At 68.8% G+C, this 17,148-nt stretch carries 14 protein-coding genes and 1 pseudogene; 13 read left to right on the top strand and 2 right to left on the bottom strand.

Going from position 1 to position 17,148, the window contains the following annotated elements:
• Positions 1 to 4: 4 nt before the first annotated feature.
• From O0J73_RS03280 to O0J73_RS03265, 4 genes are all read left to right on the top strand, one after another.
• Positions 5 to 1,252: a TolC family protein gene (locus tag O0J73_RS03280; protein WP_308307984.1), complete on the top strand. Its 1,248-nt coding sequence runs from the start codon at positions 5 to 7 to the stop codon at positions 1,250 to 1,252.
• Complete coding sequence (locus tag O0J73_RS03275) at positions 1,249 to 2,421, top strand: efflux RND transporter periplasmic adaptor subunit (RefSeq protein WP_308307983.1); 1,173 nt, start codon at positions 1,249 to 1,251, stop codon at positions 2,419 to 2,421. Before O0J73_RS03280 ends, O0J73_RS03275 begins: the two co-directional genes overlap by 4 nt.
• Positions 2,418 to 5,489, top strand: coding sequence for a CusA/CzcA family heavy metal efflux RND transporter (locus O0J73_RS03270; RefSeq protein ID WP_308307982.1), 3,072 nt, complete (start codon positions 2,418 to 2,420; stop codon positions 5,487 to 5,489). Before O0J73_RS03275 ends, O0J73_RS03270 begins: the two co-directional genes overlap by 4 nt.
• Positions 5,490 to 5,718: 229 nt before the next feature.
• A complete protein-coding gene (locus O0J73_RS03265; protein ID WP_308307981.1) occupies positions 5,719 to 6,612 on the top strand; it encodes a LysR family transcriptional regulator in 894 nt (297 codons plus the stop codon).
• A gap of 65 nt (positions 6,613 to 6,677) precedes the next feature.
• Here O0J73_RS03265 and O0J73_RS03260 read toward each other — a convergent pair whose 3' ends face one another.
• Positions 6,678 to 7,526, bottom strand: a complete 849-nt coding sequence (locus O0J73_RS03260; protein ID WP_308307980.1) for an AraC family transcriptional regulator — start codon at positions 7,524 to 7,526, stop codon at positions 6,678 to 6,680.
• Between the two features lie 188 nt (positions 7,527 to 7,714).
• Here O0J73_RS03260 and O0J73_RS03255 point away from each other — a divergent pair, with 188 nt between their 5' ends.
• The gene (locus O0J73_RS03255; protein WP_308307979.1) at positions 7,715 to 9,847 is read left to right on the top strand and encodes a TonB-dependent receptor; all 2,133 of its coding nucleotides are present in this window, start codon (positions 7,715 to 7,717) and stop codon (positions 9,845 to 9,847) included.
• Between the two features lie 41 nt (positions 9,848 to 9,888).
• On the opposite strand, the gene O0J73_RS03250 is transcribed toward O0J73_RS03255, so the two are convergent.
• A complete protein-coding gene (locus O0J73_RS03250; RefSeq protein WP_308307978.1) occupies positions 9,889 to 10,365 on the bottom strand; it encodes a MerC domain-containing protein in 477 nt (158 codons plus the stop codon).
• A 32-nt stretch (positions 10,366 to 10,397) separates the two neighbouring features.
• On the opposite strand from O0J73_RS03250, the gene O0J73_RS03245 reads away from it, so the two are divergent.
• From O0J73_RS03245 to O0J73_RS03210, 8 genes and pseudogenes are all read left to right on the top strand, one after another.
• Positions 10,398 to 10,931, top strand: a complete 534-nt coding sequence (locus O0J73_RS03245; RefSeq protein WP_197563218.1) for a DUF2796 domain-containing protein — start codon at positions 10,398 to 10,400, stop codon at positions 10,929 to 10,931.
• Positions 10,928 to 11,623 carry an ATP-binding cassette domain-containing protein gene (locus O0J73_RS03240; RefSeq protein ID WP_308307977.1) on the top strand — a complete coding sequence of 232 codons (696 nt, stop codon included), beginning with the start codon at positions 10,928 to 10,930 and terminating at the stop codon, positions 11,621 to 11,623. Before O0J73_RS03245 ends, O0J73_RS03240 begins: the two co-directional genes overlap by 4 nt.
• A pseudogene (locus O0J73_RS03235) lies at positions 11,616 to 12,868 on the top strand (ABC transporter permease). The gene O0J73_RS03240 and the pseudogene O0J73_RS03235 overlap by 8 nt, the downstream one beginning before the upstream one ends.
• A 2-nt stretch (positions 12,869 to 12,870) precedes the next feature.
• Positions 12,871 to 13,431 carry a DUF3299 domain-containing protein gene (locus O0J73_RS03230; RefSeq protein WP_197563212.1) on the top strand — a complete coding sequence of 187 codons (561 nt, stop codon included), beginning with the start codon at positions 12,871 to 12,873 and terminating at the stop codon, positions 13,429 to 13,431.
• Positions 13,421 to 14,047 carry a DUF3299 domain-containing protein gene (locus O0J73_RS03225; protein ID WP_308307976.1) on the top strand — a complete coding sequence of 209 codons (627 nt, stop codon included), beginning with the start codon at positions 13,421 to 13,423 and terminating at the stop codon, positions 14,045 to 14,047. Before O0J73_RS03230 ends, O0J73_RS03225 begins: the two co-directional genes overlap by 11 nt.
• A complete protein-coding gene (locus O0J73_RS03220) occupies positions 14,047 to 14,793 on the top strand; it encodes a hypothetical protein (protein ID WP_006448363.1) in 747 nt (248 codons plus the stop codon). The genes O0J73_RS03225 and O0J73_RS03220 overlap by 1 nt, the downstream gene beginning before the upstream one ends.
• A gap of 152 nt (positions 14,794 to 14,945) precedes the next feature.
• Entirely contained in the window at positions 14,946 to 16,478 is a 1,533-nt protein-coding gene (locus O0J73_RS03215; protein ID WP_308307975.1) for an MFS transporter, read from the top strand.
• 4 nt (positions 16,479 to 16,482) lie between these two features.
• A complete protein-coding gene (locus O0J73_RS03210; protein ID WP_006448274.1) occupies positions 16,483 to 17,040 on the top strand; it encodes a TetR family transcriptional regulator in 558 nt (185 codons plus the stop codon).
• The last annotated feature ends 108 nt before the right edge of the window (positions 17,041 to 17,148 follow it).

Below are 17,148 nucleotides of genomic sequence, written 5' to 3'. Positions count from 1 at the left end.
GCGCATGAATTTCTCCCTTCGACTTGCGGCTGTGCTGGCCGCCCTCGTGTGCGCGCCCGCAGCTTCGGCGCTGTCCCTGGCGGACGCGCAGCGCGCCATGGAGGCGCACAACCCGGACCTGCGTGCGGCGGCACTGGAGCTGCGCGGCGTGCAGGGTGATGCGCAGACCGCCGCCCTGCGGCCCGCGGCCGAGCTGTCGATCGGCAGCAGCAAGATCAGCCCCAAGCATGGCATCGGCCCCGGCCGCTGGCAGGACAAGCGGGTAGACAGCACGCTGGGCCTGGGCTGGACCTGGGAGCGTGGTGGCAAGCGAGCGCTGCGCATCCGCCAGGCGGACGCGTTGCTGCAGGTGGCCGGGCTGGAAATGCTCGATACCCGACGCCGCCAGCAGGTGGCGCTGCACGAGGCCTATTTCGGCCTGAAGAGCGCGCAGGAGCAGGCGCAGATTGCCGAGGCCAACCGCCAGAGTTCGAACGAACAGATGGCGGCGGCGGACAAGCAGGTCGCAACCGGGGCGATGGCACCGGTGGATCGTGCGCGGTTGGCGGTGGACGATCTTGCCGTGGCCGATGCCGCGCGGGAGGCGGCGCTGGATCTGCGCGACGCCCGGCACGCGCTGGGGCTGCTGCTCGGCAGCGATGACAGCAGCAACCTCAGTGCCGACGACCCGTGGCCCGACACCCGCAATGTGGCCGCCACGCGCGCGTTCGACCCGCAGCAGCGTGCCGATCTGCGTGCCGCACAGTCGCGCCTGGCCGCCGCCGATGCCGGTGTGGCGCTGGCCCGCAGCGAGCGCCACCGTGACATCCAGCTGGGCGTGGAGGCCGAGCGTGAGCCGACCGACATCAGCGGTGTCACCTGGGGGCTGTCGTTGACCATTCCGCTCGGCGGCCCCTCGCGCGCACGCGGCGCCATCCAGCGCGCTGAAGCGGATCGGGACAGTGCCGCACTGGAACTGCAGGTGCTGCAGCGCGAAGCGCGCGCCGAGCTGGACCAGCTGCAGGCCAGGGCACAGTCCGCCGCGCAGCGCCGCACCGATTACGAAGGGCTGCAGTCCGATGCAGCGCGCAAGGCGCTGCAGGGCATCGAACTGGCCTACCGCCGCGGTGCCGCCAGCCTGACCGACCTGCTGGATGCGCGCCGCAGCTGGCGCGACTTCGAGGCCGCGCTGATCGAGGCGCGTGCCGACCATGCCATTGCCCTGGCGCGCTGGGAAGCCGCCACATCCGTTGCCGAAGGAGAGTCCCGATGAAGTCCACCGTCGCCCATCGCCCGCGCGCGCGCCCAGCGCTGCTGCCGGTGTTGCTGGCACTGGCCCTGCTCAGCGGCTGTGGCCGCGAGCCGGCGTCGTATACCGAAGATGCGCCGCAGGTCAGTGCCGGCCAGATCCAGTTCCCGGCCGACAGCCGCCAGCTGGACGTGCTGCGCAGCGAGGTGGTGACCGCCGGTGCCAGTGCCAGCCTGCAGCTGCCGGGCCGTGTGGTCTGGGATGAGACCCGCTCCAGCGCATTGCGCACGCCGCTGCCGGGGCAGGTCGCGCGCATCGAGGCGCAGCCGGGCCAGCAGGTAAAGGCGGGCCAGGTCATCGCCTGGATCACTTCGCCCGAGTTCGGCCAGGCCCAGGTCGAGGGCGCACGCGGCCGCGCCGAGCTGCAGCAGGCGCGCAAGGAGCTGCAGCGCACCCGCGAGCTGCACGCCGCTGGCGTGGCGTCCGGCCGTGAGCTGGACGAGGCCGAGGCCAACTTCGCCGGCCGCCAGGCCGATCATGCGCGCGCAACCGCCTTCGCCAAGGCCTATGGCAACGGCCAACACGTCGATCAACGCCTGCCGCTGCGTGCGCCCATTGATGGTCTGCTGGTGGAACGGCGGATGAGCCCGGGCATGTCGGTCAGCCCCGACAGCGAACAGCCGCTGGCGGTGATCGGCGATCCGGATCGCCTGTGGCTGCTGCTGGACATTCCCGAAAGCCTGGGCGGGCGATTGAAGGCCGGCATGCCGGTGAGCGTGCCCGGCGCCGATGGCAAACCCCTGCAGGCCACGCTGCAGCATGTGGATGACTTCGTCGACAGCGAGCGTCGCGTGGTGCAGGCCCGCGCCGAGCTGGACAACCGCACCCGCGCATTCAAGGCCGGGCAGTACGTGCGCGCACAGGTGGCGCTGCCGGCCGAGGGCGGCGTCTCGTTGCCCGATGCGGCGGTGCTGTTGATCAACGGCACGCAGGTGGTGTTCGTGGAGGAAGGCAAGGGCCGCTTCGTGCGCCACGCCGTGCATGCCGAAGGACTGGGCGATGGCCGCCTGTGGGTGCGTGAGGGCCTGGCGGCAGGCAGCAGGGTGGTGGTCGAAGGTGGCCTGCTGCTGCAGCAGCTGGTCGACAGTGCGCCGACGGCGGCCAGCAGCGGCACGGAGCACGCCGCCCCATGATCGATCGCCTGATTGCCTATTGCCTGCGCCAGCCGCTGATGGTGATGCTGGCGCTGCTGCTGTTCATCGGCGCGGGCATCGCCGCGTTCCGCGTGCTGCCGGTGGAAGCCTTCCCGGATGTGTCCGATACCCAGGTGACGGTGGTCTCGCTGCACCCGGGCCGCGCCGCTGAAGAGGTGGAGCGCGAAGTGACGATGCCACTGGAAGTGGCGCTGTCCGGCATTCCGCATTCGGTGCGGGTGTTCTCGCATACCCAGTTCGGCCTGTCGATGATCATCCTGACCTTCGATGACAAGGCCGACGACTATTTCGCGCGCCAGCAGGTGCTGGAGCGCCTGCAGGGCGTGGAGCTGCCGGAAGGGGTGACGCCGGAGCTGGAGGCGATGAGCTCGGCGGTGGGCGAGATCTACCGCTACGTACTGAAAGGCCCGCACCTGACCTCGACCCAGCTGCGGACCGTGCAGGAATGGACGATGGAGCGCAGCCTGCGCACCGTGCCGGGCGTGGCCGATGTGATCAGCTTCGGCGGTTTCGCGCGTACCTTCCAGGTCAAGCCGGACCTGGACAAGCTGCGCGACCGCGGCATCAGCCTCGGTGAGTTCGCCGAGGCCCTGGAGAAGGGCAGTTCGAATGCCGGCGGCGGCTACGTGGAGCGCGGCCAGCAGCAGTTCCTGATCCGCGGCGTGGGCCTGATGCGCTCACCGGCCGACATCGGCAACGTGGTGGTCGGGCAGCGCGGCGGCACACCGATCCTGGTACGCGACCTGGCCAGCATCGCCGACACCGGGCTGCCGCGGCAGGGCCTGGTTGGCCAGGATGACAACGACGATGCGGTGTTCGGCATGGTGCTGATGCGCAAGGGCGAGAATCCGTCCGATGTGCTCGACGCCTTGCATGCGCGCATCGCCGAGATCGAGGCGAACCAGTTGCCGGCCGGGGTCAGCATCGAGCCGTTCTACGATCGCTCCTGGCTGGTCTCGACCACGCTGAAAACGGTGTTCCGCAACCTGCTCGAAGGCGCCGTGCTGGTGTTCCTGGTGCTGTGGCTGTTTCTGTACAACGCCCGCGCGGCGCTGATCGTGGCGGCGATGATGCCGCTGGCCCTGCTGTCGACCTTCCTCGGCCTGCACCTGTGGGGCGTGCCGGCCAACCTGCTGTCGTTGGGGGCGATGGACTTCGGCATCATCATCGATGGTGCGGTGATCGTCACCGAGCACATCGTCTCGCGGCTGTCGAAGCTGCCCCCCACGGCAGACAGGAAGACACGGTTCTCGACCATTCTCTCGGCGGCATCGGAAGTGGGGCGGCCGACGTTCTTCTCGATGATGATCATCATCGCCGCGCATATCCCGATCTTCACCCTGCAGCGCCAGGAAGGCCGCATGTTCGCGCCGATGGCCTATTCGGTGACCTCGGCGCTGATTGGCGCGTTGATCCTGGCGCTGACCGTGGTGCCGCTGTTCTGTTACTGGTGGCTGCGGCGCGACCGCATGCGCGACGGCAACCCGCTGATGGACCGCCTGACCGGGTGGTACAGACCGGTGCTGGAACGTGCGCTGGCCCGCCCGCGGGCGGTGGTGCTGACCGCGGTAGCGCTGCTGGTTGCTACGCTGGCACTGGGCACCCGGCTGGGCTCGGAGTTCCTGCCCGAGCTGGACGAGGGGTCGATCTGGCTGACCGCCACGCTCGACCCCAGCACCAGCCTGGCCGAGGCGCAGCAGCAGTCGAGGCGCATCCGCGAACTGGTCGGCACGTTCCCGCAGGTATCGACGGTGGTGGCCAAGCTGGGGCGCCCGGAAGATGGTTCCGACGCCAAGGGTGCCAACCAGATCGAGGCGCTGGTGGCATTGAAGCCGGAGAAGGAATGGCCGAAGGGCGTGGACAAGCGGCAGCTGGTGAGCGACCTGCAGCGAACGCTGGAGCAGCGCATACCGGGGCCGGAATTCTCGATCTCGCAGCCGGTGCGCGACAACATCCTGGAGAGCATCTCGCAGATCAAGGGGCAGGTGGTGATCAAGGTCAGCGGCTCGGACCTGGACGTGCTGAACCGGCAGGCCCAGGCGATCCTCGGCCAGGTGCGCAGCGTGGACGGCGTGGAGAGTGCCTTCATCGACCGCGACGGCGCATTGCCGCAGCTGCAGATCGAGATCGACCGTGACCGGGCTGCGCGTTATGGCCTGAATGTGCGCGACATCGACGAAGTGATCGAGACCGCACTGGGCGGGCGCCAGGTCGGCGAACTGTGGGAGGGGGATCGCAGTTTTCCGATCACGCTGCGGCTGGACGACGCCGACCGCGACCTGCAGCGGCTGCGCACGGTGCCGGTCGGCATCGGTGACGGCCACGCGGTGACGCTGTCCGATGTGGCCGAGTTCCGGATGGCCAGCGGCGCAATCAACATCTCGCGCGAGAACGCGCAGCGGGTGAAGGCGGTCAGCATCTTCATCGCCGGGCGCGACATGGGCAGCGTGGTGGCCGACATGCGCAAGCGCGTGGACGCCAGCGTGCAGCTTCCGGAGGGCTACCGGCTGGAGTGGTCCGGCGAGTTCGAGAACCAGCAGCGCGCGATGAAGCGCCTGGGCTGGGTGATTCCGCTGTCGGTGCTGCTGATCTTCGTGCTGCTGTTCGATGCCTTCAAGGACATCAGCAGTGCGGCACTGATCCTGGCCAACGTGCCACTGGCGATGATCGGCGGCATCCTGGCGCTGTGGCTGACCGGCATTCCGTTGTCGGTGTCGGCGGCGATCGGCTTCATTGCATTGTTCGGGCAAGCCGTATTGAACGGGGTGGTAATGCTCAGTCGCTTCGCCCAGCTACGCGAACAGGGCATGGACCTGCTGCAGTCGGTGGTGCAGGGTTCGCTGCAGCGCCTGCGCACGGTGCTGATGACCGCGCTGCTGGCGATGTTCGGCCTGCTGCCGATGGCGACCTCGCACGCGATCGGTGCCGAGACCCAGAAGCCGCTGGCGGTAGTGGTGATCGGCGGCCTGCTGTCGGCGATGCTGCTGACCCTGCTGGTGCTGCCCACGCTGTACTACTGGGTGCACCGCCGCCGCGAGGCCCGGTAGATGCCAACCTTGGTTGGCATGCGCGGAACGCCCACCAAGGTGGGCGGCTACCCGGTGCGCCGTGCCCTGGTAGATGCCAACCTCGGCTGGCATGCCGCCAGTCGCCCACCAAGGTGGGCGGCTACCGGTACTCCGTGCTCCGGTAGATGCCAACCTTGGTGGGCATGCAGCACCGGGTGGCGGCGGACAATCGTGCATAATCAACCAACACCATCCGGACAGCCGAACAATGGACCGCTTTACGGCCATGCGCGCCTTCGTCCGTATCGTCGAGCGCCGCAGTTTCACCCGCGCCTCCGAGGACCTTGGCCTGCCACGGGCCACGGTGACCGACGCGATCAAGGCGCTGGAACTGCGGCTGGGCGTGCGGCTGCTGCACCGGACCACGCGGCTGGTGGTGCCGACCCTGGAGGGTGAAGCCTTCTACGGTCGTTGCCTGCGCCTGATCGCCGACATGGACGACGCCGAGGCGGCGTTCCGTGACGTGCCACCGCGTGGCCTGCTGCGCATCGAGGTGCATGGCACGCTGGGCCGGCATCTGCTGTTTCCGCACCTGCCGGATTTCCTGCAGCGCTACCCGGACATCGAGCTGGACGTCAGCGAGGGAGACCGCTACGTCGACCTGCTGCGCGAAGGCGTGGATGCGGCGATCCGGGTCGGCACGCTGGCCGACAGCGACCTGGCGGCGCGACGGTTGACGCTGCTGCGCGAGGTCACCGTGGCCTCGCCGGGTTATGTGCAGGCCCGGAGCCTGCCCGTGGATATCGACTCGCTGAAGGACGGTCACGACATGATCGGCTATCGCTCCAGCGCTACTGGCCAGCTGATTCCCCTGGAGTTCCAGCAGGACGGGCAGGTGCGCTACGTGCCGTTGCCGGCACGGGTGCTGGTGTCCGGTGCCGATGCGTTCCTCGGCGCCGCGCTGGCAGGGCTGGGCATCATCCAGGCACCGCGTTACCGCATGGATCCGTACATTGCGCGGGGCGAGCTGGTCGAACTGCTGCCGCAGATGCCGCCAACGCCGAGCCCGCTGAACCTGGTCTACCCGCGCAACCGCACGCCCTCGCCGCGGTTGCGGGTGTTCATCGACTGGGTGGCGGCGCTGTTCGAGCGGGCAGGGTAGTGCGGGCCGCTGGCCGGCAACCCGGGACTGGTCAATGCAATGCAGAAGCCGGCCAGCGGCCGGCACTACCGCGCCTGCGCGATCCAGGCCGAGGGCGAACAGCCAAGCACACGGCGGAAGGCCGCGCTGAACTTGCTGGGGTTGGCGTATCCGCTGGCCAGGGCCACGTCGGTGACGGTGCGGCCCTGTGCCAGTGCGGCGCGAGCCCAGTGCATGCGATGCCGGGTCAGGAACGCATACGGTGGCAGCCCGGTGGCGGCGCGCAGGGCGCGGCTGAAGCTGGACGGCTGCATCTGCACGGCGGCAGCCAACTGGGTGACGCCCAGCGGCTGGCCCTGCTGTGCATCGATGTAGTGCTTCAGCTGCAGCAGCCGTTGTGCCGACAGGGGTGTGGCGGTGCCGCTCACCTCGCGCCGTTGGCCGGCAAGCTGGCCCAGGCGACGCAGCAGCACCTGCGCGCCGTGTTCGAGAAAACCGGGCAGGCACGCACCGGCCTGCGCGCTGCACCACAGCGCCTGTAGCACCGAGGCCACCACCGGGTCGTGGTGAAGCCGCGCCGCCAGCGGTTGCAGGTGCTGCAGCGTGGGCGCGTCATGTGGGTACGCGTGGGTGTCGATGGCAATGCCGAGCACGTCCACAGCGGGGCTGGCGTAGGTGCCGCTGTCGCCAGGCAGGACCAGGTTGAACTGGCCCGGTCGCCACGGGGCCTGCAGCACGCCGGTGAGCGTGCGCTGCTGCAGCCAACCCCCGCCGGCCATGGCCATGCCCAGTCGCAGTTGCTGCGGATGCCCCATCTCGCCTTCGCTGGCCTCGAAGCGGTGGCGCAGCAGGACCACCGCCCCGTCCGGGCTGACGTGGGCGGCCGCAGGCTGGGGGCCGGTTTCGCGCAGCAACTGGTCGGCGAGGGCGGGCATCACGGATCCGGAAATGGAGCGGCGCTGCCGCGAATGGAGTGGCGGGATGGCATGAATGTTACAGGATAACACTCTTGACCCGCGCTGCCGCCGCCCGCGCGTCCGCCTTTCCATCCGTTGAGGTCTGTCCGTTGAAGTCGTCCACGTCTGCTGCCGCTCTTGTTGCGGCATCCCTGCTCATTCCTGCCATGCCCGCGCTTGCCCAGCAGGCCGACCCGGCCACGCTTGACGGTGTCCGTGTCACCGGCTCCAAGCGCGATACCCCGTACCTGAAGAGCGACCTGTCGGTCACCGTGCTCGATCGGCAAGCGCTGAAGGAGGCCGGTGTCACCGAGTTCCGTGACCTCGACAAGCTCGCCCCGAACGTGAAGTTCAATGCGATGGGCCAGCTGAGCAACATGTTCATCTCGATCCGCGGCATCGAGTCCAATCCGTTCCTGGTCAACCGTGCGTCGGTCTATATCGATGGCATTCCGTTCCGTGAACTGAGCAATGCCGTGCTCAACCAGGTCGAGTCGGTGGAGGTGCTGCGCGGCCCGCAGGGCACGCTGTATGGCGCCAACAGCGAGTCCGGCCTGGTGCTGGTGCGCACGCGCGGTCCGGCCGATGCGCGCGAAGGCGAACTCAATGTGCGCAGTACCTGGTTCGGCAATGGCAACGGCACGGCGCTGGATGGCTTCCTGGCCGGCCCGTTGAGCCGCGATGGCAGTCTGTCCGGCTCGGTGGCGTTCATGGGCTCGGACGAGGATGCCTACCTGAAGAACCTCACGCCCTCCGGTGCGCGCGGCAGGGTGGGCGAGGGCTACCTGCAGGGCAAGCTGCGCTGGCGGCCGAGCGACTACGTTTCGGTGAATGCACTGGCCTACCATCTGCGCACCCGTGCGCCGGGCATGTTCGAGTACGAGTACCTGCCGCTGGATACCGGCCTGTACAACCGCACCTATGGCACCTCGCTCAACGGTGGCCGCCGTGCTGGTGATTTCACCTACATCAATGACGCGCCCAAGCGCACCGGGAAGGATGAGTCGGTGGCGGGCCTGAGTGCGCAATGGCAGCTGCAGGCCGGCACGCTGGACGTGGCCGCCTCCTGGCGGAACGAGGAAGTGACCTCGGCCGGCTACGACTTCGACATGACCCAGAGCGCGGCACTGGCAGGCCGCATCTACGACCGGAAGAACGAATGGACGGCCGAGGCGCGCTTCAGTTCGCCCAGTGACCAGGCGCTGACCTGGATGGCCGGTGTGTCCACCTACCGCAACAGCAAGGATTCGATCCTGGGTACGTTCGTCGGTCCTGCGCTGCGTGGGCTGGACAGCTACAACCTGGCGCCGCGGCAGACCTCGAAGGGGGAGGACTACAGTGTGTTCGCCACCGCCAGCTACACCTTCCCGTCGCTTCCGCAGCTGACCGCAAGTGCGGGCCTGCGCCATGAGCAGGCGCGGCGTTCCACCGAGCAGCGTGCCGGTGCGCTGGACCTGGGCGCCGGTGGCCGCGTGCTGTACCGCGATGCCGCGCTGGCGCATACCTTCTCGGCCACGCTGCCGCGGGTGTCGCTGCGCTACGACGCCACCGACGACCTGTCGTTCTATGCGGCCTCGGCCAAGGGCTATATTCCGGGCGGCTTCAATCTGGCCGCAGCGCAGAGCGATGTGGTCAACGACAAGGTGCTGCGCTATGAGTCCGAGCGCATGTGGAGCCATGAGCTGGGCTTCAAGATGAACCTGGCCGGCGGCCGTGGCCACATCGGCGGTGCGCTGTTCCACATCACCTCGGACAACTGGCAGGAGATCCAGGTCGCCACCGATGCCAACGGCCGCCCGATCTCGTCGGACTACGTGGGCTCGGATGCGTCGATCCGTTCGCGCGGCGCCGAACTTGAAGGCGTGTTCGAGGTGATGCCCGGCTTCACCCTGATGACCAATGTGGGCTATGTCGATGCGAAGTACACCAGGCTGTGGGTCAGCGTCGACCAGAACCTGGACGGCAAGCGGGTCAAGCTGACCCCGCATTACACCGGCTATCTGGCGGCGCGCTACCAGTTCGAGTCTGGCCTTTACGCGCGGCTGGAGTCGCAGTTCACCGGTTCCAGCGCGCTGGACGAGCGCAACCGCGCGTTCCAGCCGGCCGTCGCGGTGCTGGGCGCGCAGCTGGGCTATGAGCGCGGGCCGTGGAGCACACGCGTGTTCGTACAGAACCTTGCCAACAAGCGCCGCATCAACGGCCTGATATTCGACAACCTGGCGTTCGGCCGCGACGGCAACTACTACGGTCCGGTCGACAGCCCGCGCATCTTCGGCGCGGAAGTGGGCTATCGCTTCTGACGAGGCGGGGACGCCGGCCAGCGGCCGGCACCTTCGAAACGCTACCGGTGCTGGTGCAGCGCGCGGCGGTTGCCGACATGCGCACCGGCCAGCAGCACGCCACCGCAGGCCGTTGCCACGCCGTGCCACAGCAATGATTCCTTCAGCGGCAGGTACAGCGACGCCGACAGCAGCAGGCCGGCGCCCACGCAGGCCAACCGCAGCGGCCACCGGCGGCCATGTCGGCGCAGCCCCGCCGTGGTGCTGGCCAGCGCCAACGCCGAGGCCACCAGCGCGAACAGCCACTCCCAGCGCGACATCATCAGCAGCAGCGTCATCGCGCCATGGCCGGGGTGCTGGAACGAGCGCAGCGCCATCATCGCGGCCGGCACGAACGCCAGCAGCAATGGCAGGGCGACGCAATGGGCGGCGCAGGCCAGCGACAGCCAGGCACCGGCCAGATCGAGGCGGGGATGCCAGCGTGCCGAAGCTGGCGGCTGGGCCAGGGCCCTTGCGGGCATCGAGGGGTTATGGTCCATAATGTTACATAGTAACAATTGGAGTCTCCCCCATGAAGCTTCCCGCTGCTTTTTTCCTGCTGCTGGCTGCCAGCGCCGCGCAGGCCCACGACGTCCGCCAGCTCGGTGCGCACGTGCACGGCCAGGCCACTGTTGATCTCGCGCTCGATCAGGGCGTGCTGGAACTGGCCCTGCAGGCGCCGGGTATCGGCATCCTCGATTTCGAACGACCGCCGGCCAACACCGCTGAACGGGCATCGCTGGCACGCGCCACCGCGGTGCTGAAGAGCGGCAGCTGGGTAACGCTGCCGACGGCGGCGCATTGCCGGCTGGCCCGCAGCGATGCCAGCGCCGAGGGCTTCGATGCAACCGCCGCGGCACCGGCGGCCGGACAACACCGTCACGCCGGCTTCAGTGCCAATCTGCAGTACCGCTGTGCCAATCCAGCGGCGTTGCGCGCCCTGGTAATGCGCCTGCCAGCCGTGTTCCCGGGCCTGCACGAAGTCATCGTCAACTCCGCAACCGAACATGGCCAGGACCGCAGCGTGCTGACCGCCACCCAGCTGCGCGTGGTACTGGCGCCGTGAGCAGCGCTGCGCTGATCAGGCTGGATGAGGTGCAGTTCGGCTATGGCCTGCGCCTGGTGCTGGACATTCCGCAGCTGTGGATCGAGCAGGGCAGCAGCGTGCTGCTGCGCGGGATCAGTGGCGGCGGCAAGAGCACGCTGCTGGGACTGCTGGCCGGGGTGCTGCTGCCCGGCAAGGGCCGCGTCGAGGTGGCCGGGCAGGCGTTGCAGGCCATGCGCGGCGCCCGGCGCGACCGTTTCCGCGCCGACCACCTGGGGGTGATCTTCCAGCAGTTCAACCTGCTGCCGTTTCTCAGCGTGCGCGACAACGTTGCGTTGGGCCTGCGCTTCTCGCGCCTGCGCAGCGAGCGCATCAGCGGGCCGCTGGACGCCGAGATCGCGCGCCTGCTGGGCGCCCTGCAAATGGACCCGGCGCTGATGCAACGGCGCGCGGGCACCCTGAGTGTCGGCCAGCAGCAGCGCGTGGCGGCCGCACGAGCGCTGATCGGCCGGCCGGCGGTGCTGCTGGCCGATGAACCGACCTCGGCGCTGGACCGGGATGCCGCCACGGCCTTCCTGCAGTTGATGTCCGCACAATGCCAGGCGGCCGGCACCACCGTGGTGGTGGTCAGCCATGATGATGGCCTGCAGCCGCTGTTCGACCGCACGATTGCCCTGGCGGAGATCAACCACGCAGGTGGCGCCCATGCTTGAGCTTGCCTGGGCCAGCCTGCGCAGCCGCGCGTTGAGCGTTGGCCTGACCGTACTGGTGATCACCCTCAGCGTGGTGCTGTTGCTGGGCGTTGAACGCGTGCGCGCACAGGCGCACGAGGGCTTCGCCAGCACGGTGTCGGGTACCGACCTGATCGTCGGTGCGCGTTCGGGGCCGGTGAACCTGCTGCTGTATTCGGTGTTCCATATCGGTGACCCGACCAACAACGTGTCCTGGCAGTCCTACCAGGAGCTGTCGGCGCTGCCGCAGGTGAAGTGGGCGGTGCCGCTGTCACTGGGTGACTCCTGGCGCGGCTACCGGGTGGTCGGCACCAGTGGCGGTTACTTCGAACACTACCGTTACGGCGCCGGCCACCTGCTGGCGTTCGCGCAGGGGCGGCCGTTCGACGATCTGTACGATGCGGTGATCGGGGCCGAAGTGGCCGCTGCGCAGCGGGTCGGCCTCGGCGATGAGATCGTGCTGGCCCACGGCACCGGCGCGGTTACGCTGGCCACCCATGCCGACAAGCCGTTCCGCGTGGCCGGCATCCTGCAGCGCACCGGCACGCCGGTGGATTCATCGGTCCTGGTCTCGCTGCCGGCCATCGAGGCGATCCATGTGGACTGGCGCTCGGGTGTGCAGCTGCGCAGCCAGAGGGTCAGCGCCGAGCAGGCGCGCCATCTGGATCTGACCCCGACCAGCATCACGGCGTTCATGCTCGGCCTGAACTCGCGCATTGCCACGTTCGCGGTGCAGCGCAGGATCAACGAGTACCCCGACGAGGCCATGCTGGCGATCCTGCCGGGCGTGACCCTGCAGCAGTTGTGGCAGTCGCTGGGCACGGCCGAACGTGCCCTGCAGCTGATCAGCGCGATGGTGGTGCTGCTGGGCATGGTGTCGCTGGTGGCGCTGCTGGTTTCGACCCTGCAGGAACGCCGGCGTGAGATGGCCGTGCTGCGTGCGATCGGTGCGCGGCCGGGTTACATCGCCGCCCTGCTGGTGGTTGAAGCGGTGGCGACCAGCGCGTTGGCCTGTGTGCTCGCGCTGGCGGTGCTGGCCGTGGCCAGCTTGGCGGGCCGCGCGTGGGCGCTGGCCAGCTTCGGGCTGTCGATCACCCATGTCTGGCAGACGCTCGCGAGCTGGCATGGGCCGCAGGCGTGCTGGTGATCAGTGCGGTGGCCGGACTGGTGCCGGCGCTGCTGGCCTATCGGCGCACGCTGGCCGATGGCCTGTCGCCGGGAGGCTGAGCATGCGTGGATTGTGGATGCTGCCGATCCTGCTGCTCCTGGCCGCCTGCGAGCGGCCGGTGGATACCGGCGTACAGGCGCTGCCGCCGTCTCCGGTGGTAGATGGCAGTGGCGCCGTGACTGCGGGCACGGCTGAAGAACAGGAGCTGGACTGGCTGCAGATGATGCCTGGTGATGAGCTGGCCGCGCTGGAGCGGGGCGAGGGCCCCGAGGTCGAACACAACGGCAACCGGCGCATGCCGCAGTTCGGCACCTTCCGCACCGTGGACGCGGTACTGGAACGACCGGTGCGCCTGCCGGGCTACGTGGTGCCGCTGGCCAACGCGCAGGACGGGCGCCTGACCGAGTTCCTGTTCGTGCCTTATTACGGCGCCTGCATCCACGTGCCGCCGCCACCGCCCAACCAGATCGTGCACGTGGTGCTGCCACGCCCGATCGACATGCCGGACATGTATTCGCCGTTCTTCCTGGCCGGCACCCTGCGCGCGGAGCGGCTGGACGACGACCTGGCTGGCTCTGCCTACACCATGCGCGATGCGCACCTGAGGCCCTATGAACCGTGAGCACGTCGCCATGCTGGTGGGCTGCCTGTGCTTGGCTGGCTGTACGCAGCCGGTGCCGAACGCCGCACCTGTCAGCACCGCGCAGACCACGCATTCCGCGCAGCCAACGGTGGCCGATGCCCCCATCAACCGTTGGGACGCGCTGCGGCCCGATGAGGTGACCTATCAGCGGCCGCCGCCGCAGATCGGCCTGTCACGCAATGGCATGGACGGCGTGGGCGGTTTGATCGACGACACCGGTTCCGGCACACCGCCGGGGCAGGAGATCGACCATTCCAGCCCCGACCGCGCCACGCAGTTCGGCTCGTCGCAGGTGGTCGATGCCGCCGATGGCCGCGCCGTGGATCTGGACGGCTACGTGGTGCCGTTGGGCACCAACGATGCCGGGCTGGTCGATGAACTGCTGTTCGTGCCGTTCTACGGTGCGTGCATTCATGTGCCACCACCGCCGCCGAACCAGATCATCCATGTGACCCTGGCCACGCCGATCGCGCTGGGCGACCTGTGGGACCCGTACCGGCTTGCTGGCCGCCTGCAGGTGAAGCGCTTCGATGCGGATATTGCCAGCGCATCCTACGACGCCGCAGCGGCAACGCTGACCGCGATCCATAACTGATGCGTGCGCGCTGGCTCATCGTTGCGGGCGTGCTGGTGAGCGGCGTGGTGTCGGCCGTGTGGTGGCAGCGGCGTGCCGCGGTCTCCGAGCCACCGGCGATCGCGTTCCCGGCGCCCGCGGCGGACGCGCGCCAGCGCATCGAACAGCGCATGATCGAAGAACCGGCCTTTCGCAACGACGTGCTGTTCCTGTTGGCGGCCACGCTGCGTGATCGCTGCCAGCCGGCACAGGCGGGGCTGCTGGCGCGCATGGCCAATCGCGCATCGTTGCCGGTGCTGGCGGCGGTCAGCGCGGTGACCCAGCAGGATCCCACGCTCGACCGGCCGATCTACCAGTACATCCAGCATCGCGCCGATGCCCTGCGCTGTGGCCAGCCGTTGCAGATGCCGCTGGCGGCGGGCCGCAGCATGGAGGTGGACATCGAACAGTACGCACGCACCTTCCCCGACAGCTATTTCGATCCGCAGCGCAGCAGTGAACCGCGTGACTTCGCTGGCCTGTCGTTGCAGCAGCGTGCGGGCAATGCCTGCAACAGCGTGGTGTATTCGGTGCTGCCGCTGGGCGGCACCGACTGGCGCTGCAGCAGCCTGCGCGCCAACGCACGTGCACGGGTGCGCGGCCTGTGCGAGGACGAACTGCGCCGCCAGCACGGCGGCATCGGCGGCGAGCTGGACATGGCCGTCGGGCAGGGCATGCAGGCGGCCGTGGTGTCTGCGATGGCCGCATTGCCGGAAGACTGCCGGTGAGGGTTTAGCCGTAGAGCAGGCCATGCCTGGCTGGGGTGTCCGATCGAGCAGGTTAGCCTCTACAGAAGCTGAATCGATCGATTCCGACCGTCATAACTATACAGGATATCCGGTATAGTTATGACGGTACTTCACCCCATCAGGTTTTCCCCATGGCTCTGTCCCAGCCCTTGGCCGGTGCTCCGGCCCTGTCGCGCGCCCGTCGCTGGGCGCTGTTGTTCACCGTGGCCGCCGGCCTGCTGCTGGTCACGCTGGACAACTCCGTGCTCTACACCGCGCTGCCCACGCTTACCGAGGAACTGTCGGCCAGCGCCGGCCAGGCGCTGTGGATCATCAATGCCTATCCGCTGGTGATGGCCGGCCTGCTGCTCGGCGCCGGCACGCTCGGCGACCGCATCGGCCACCGCCGCATGTTCCTGATCGGCCTGGTGGTGTTCGGTGTTGCCTCGCTGGCCGCGGCATTCGCGGAGAGTGCCGCGCAGCTGATCGCCGCGCGCGCGTTCCTGGCGGTGGGTGCGGCGGCGATGATGCCGGCCACGCTGGCGCTGATCGGCCTGAGCTTCCACAAAGAGCGCGAGCGCAACATCGCCATCGCGATCTGGGGCTCGGTGGCGATCGTCGGCGCCGCGCTCGGCCCGATCATCGGTGGCTGGCTGCTGCAGCATTTCTGGTGGGGCTCGGTGTTCCTGATCAACGTGCCGGTGGTGCTGGTCGCCTTCGTGGCCACGCTGCTGCTGGCGCCGGAAGGCCAGCGCGATACCTCGCGCCCATGGGATCTAGTGTCGTCGGTGCTGGCGCTGGCTGCGCTGTCCGGGTTGGTGTTGGCGATCAAGTCGCTGATCGCCACGCCGCCGTCGTACGCGCTGGGCGCCGGCGCGCTGTTGCTGGCGCTCATCAGCGGTGCGGCGTTCGCGCGGCGCCAGCAGCAGCTGCCGTACCCGCTGCTGGACTTCGCGATCTTCCGCAATCCCGCGTTCCTGGCCGGCACGCTGTCGGCGGTGTTCACCCTGTTCGCGATGGCCGGCCTGCAGCTGGTCACCACCCAGCGCTTCCAGCTGGTGGCGGGCTTCACCCCGTTGCAGGCGGGCCTGCTGGTCTCGGTGGCGGCGCTGGGCAGCCTGCCCAGCGCGTTGCTGGGCGGCAGCATCCTGCACCGGGTCGGCCTGCGTCCGCTGATCTGCGGTGGCCTGGCCGCAGGCGCGGTGGGTGTCGGCGTGGTTGCGTTCGGCTTCCCGCACGGCCTGGGCTGGGTGGTGGCCGGCATGGCCATCACCGGCTTCGGCATGGGTTCGGCCATCTCGGTGGCGTCCACCGCCATCCTCAACAACGTGCCGGCACACCGCGCGGGCATGGCCTCGTCGGTGGAAGAGGTGTCGTACGAATTCGGTGGCCTGCTGGCGGTGGCGATGCTGGGCAGCCTGAGCGCGGCGATGTACAGCGCCTTCCTGCCGGCCTCGGCCGACATGCCGGCGCTGGTACGCGAGGGCTTCACCCAGGCCCTGCATGTGGCACGCGAGAGCGGGCAGGGCGAGTGGTTCACGCTGGCCACGGCCGCGTACGACCGCGGCTACCAGATCGTGCTGCTGGTGATCACGGTGATGCTGGCGGTCGGTGCGACGATCATCGCGCGCCTGCTGCGTGGCCGCGTCGGCAGCCGCGAGGGCGCGGCCGATCGCGTAAAATGATGCGATGAGAACCAGCAAGCGCGAGCGCATCCTCGACGCCGCCGTCAACGTGATCAATCGTGACGGCGTGCGTGCGGTGACTTTCGAGTCGGTGGCGGCCGAGGCCCAGCTGACCCGCGGCGGCCTGCTGTACCACTTCCCTTCGCGCGAGGCGCTGCTGCGCGGCATCGACGAGCACCTGGTGCAGGCCTGGGAAGCGTCGATGGAAGCGCTGCTGGGCAAGCGCGCCGGCGAAGCGACGGCGTTGGAGCGCTACCAGACCTTCGTGAGGGTGTCGGCGCAGAGCGCCACCCGTGCCGAGCTGATGTTCATGCTCGAATCGGCTGACCCGGATGCCGATGAGCGCCCGTGGGGCCCGGCCGTACGACGCTGGGCGCCGTTGCCGCCTTCACCCGGGCAGGACGACCCGGCCGCGCTGGACAATTTCGTGGCGCGGCTGGCGGCCGATGGCCTGTGGATCTACGAAGCGATGTACGAAGGGCAGCTGGACGAAAGCGTGCGTGCCCAGGTGGTCGAACGCATCGCCGGGTTGCTGGCGAAGCCGGGTGGGGCGGCCAGCTAGGCCATCGGCCATCGCGCGGGCATTGCTCTTGGTAGAGCCGACCGCTGGTCGGCTGCCCTTCGGTCAGGCCACGAACGCGCCGACATCACCCGTGGTAGAGCCGACCGC

The organism is Stenotrophomonas sp. Sm6012, from assembly GCF_030985895.1.
Lineage (GTDB): Bacteria > Pseudomonadota > Gammaproteobacteria > Xanthomonadales > Xanthomonadaceae > Stenotrophomonas > Stenotrophomonas forensis.
This window is presented reverse-complemented; position numbering and strand designations above follow the sequence as displayed.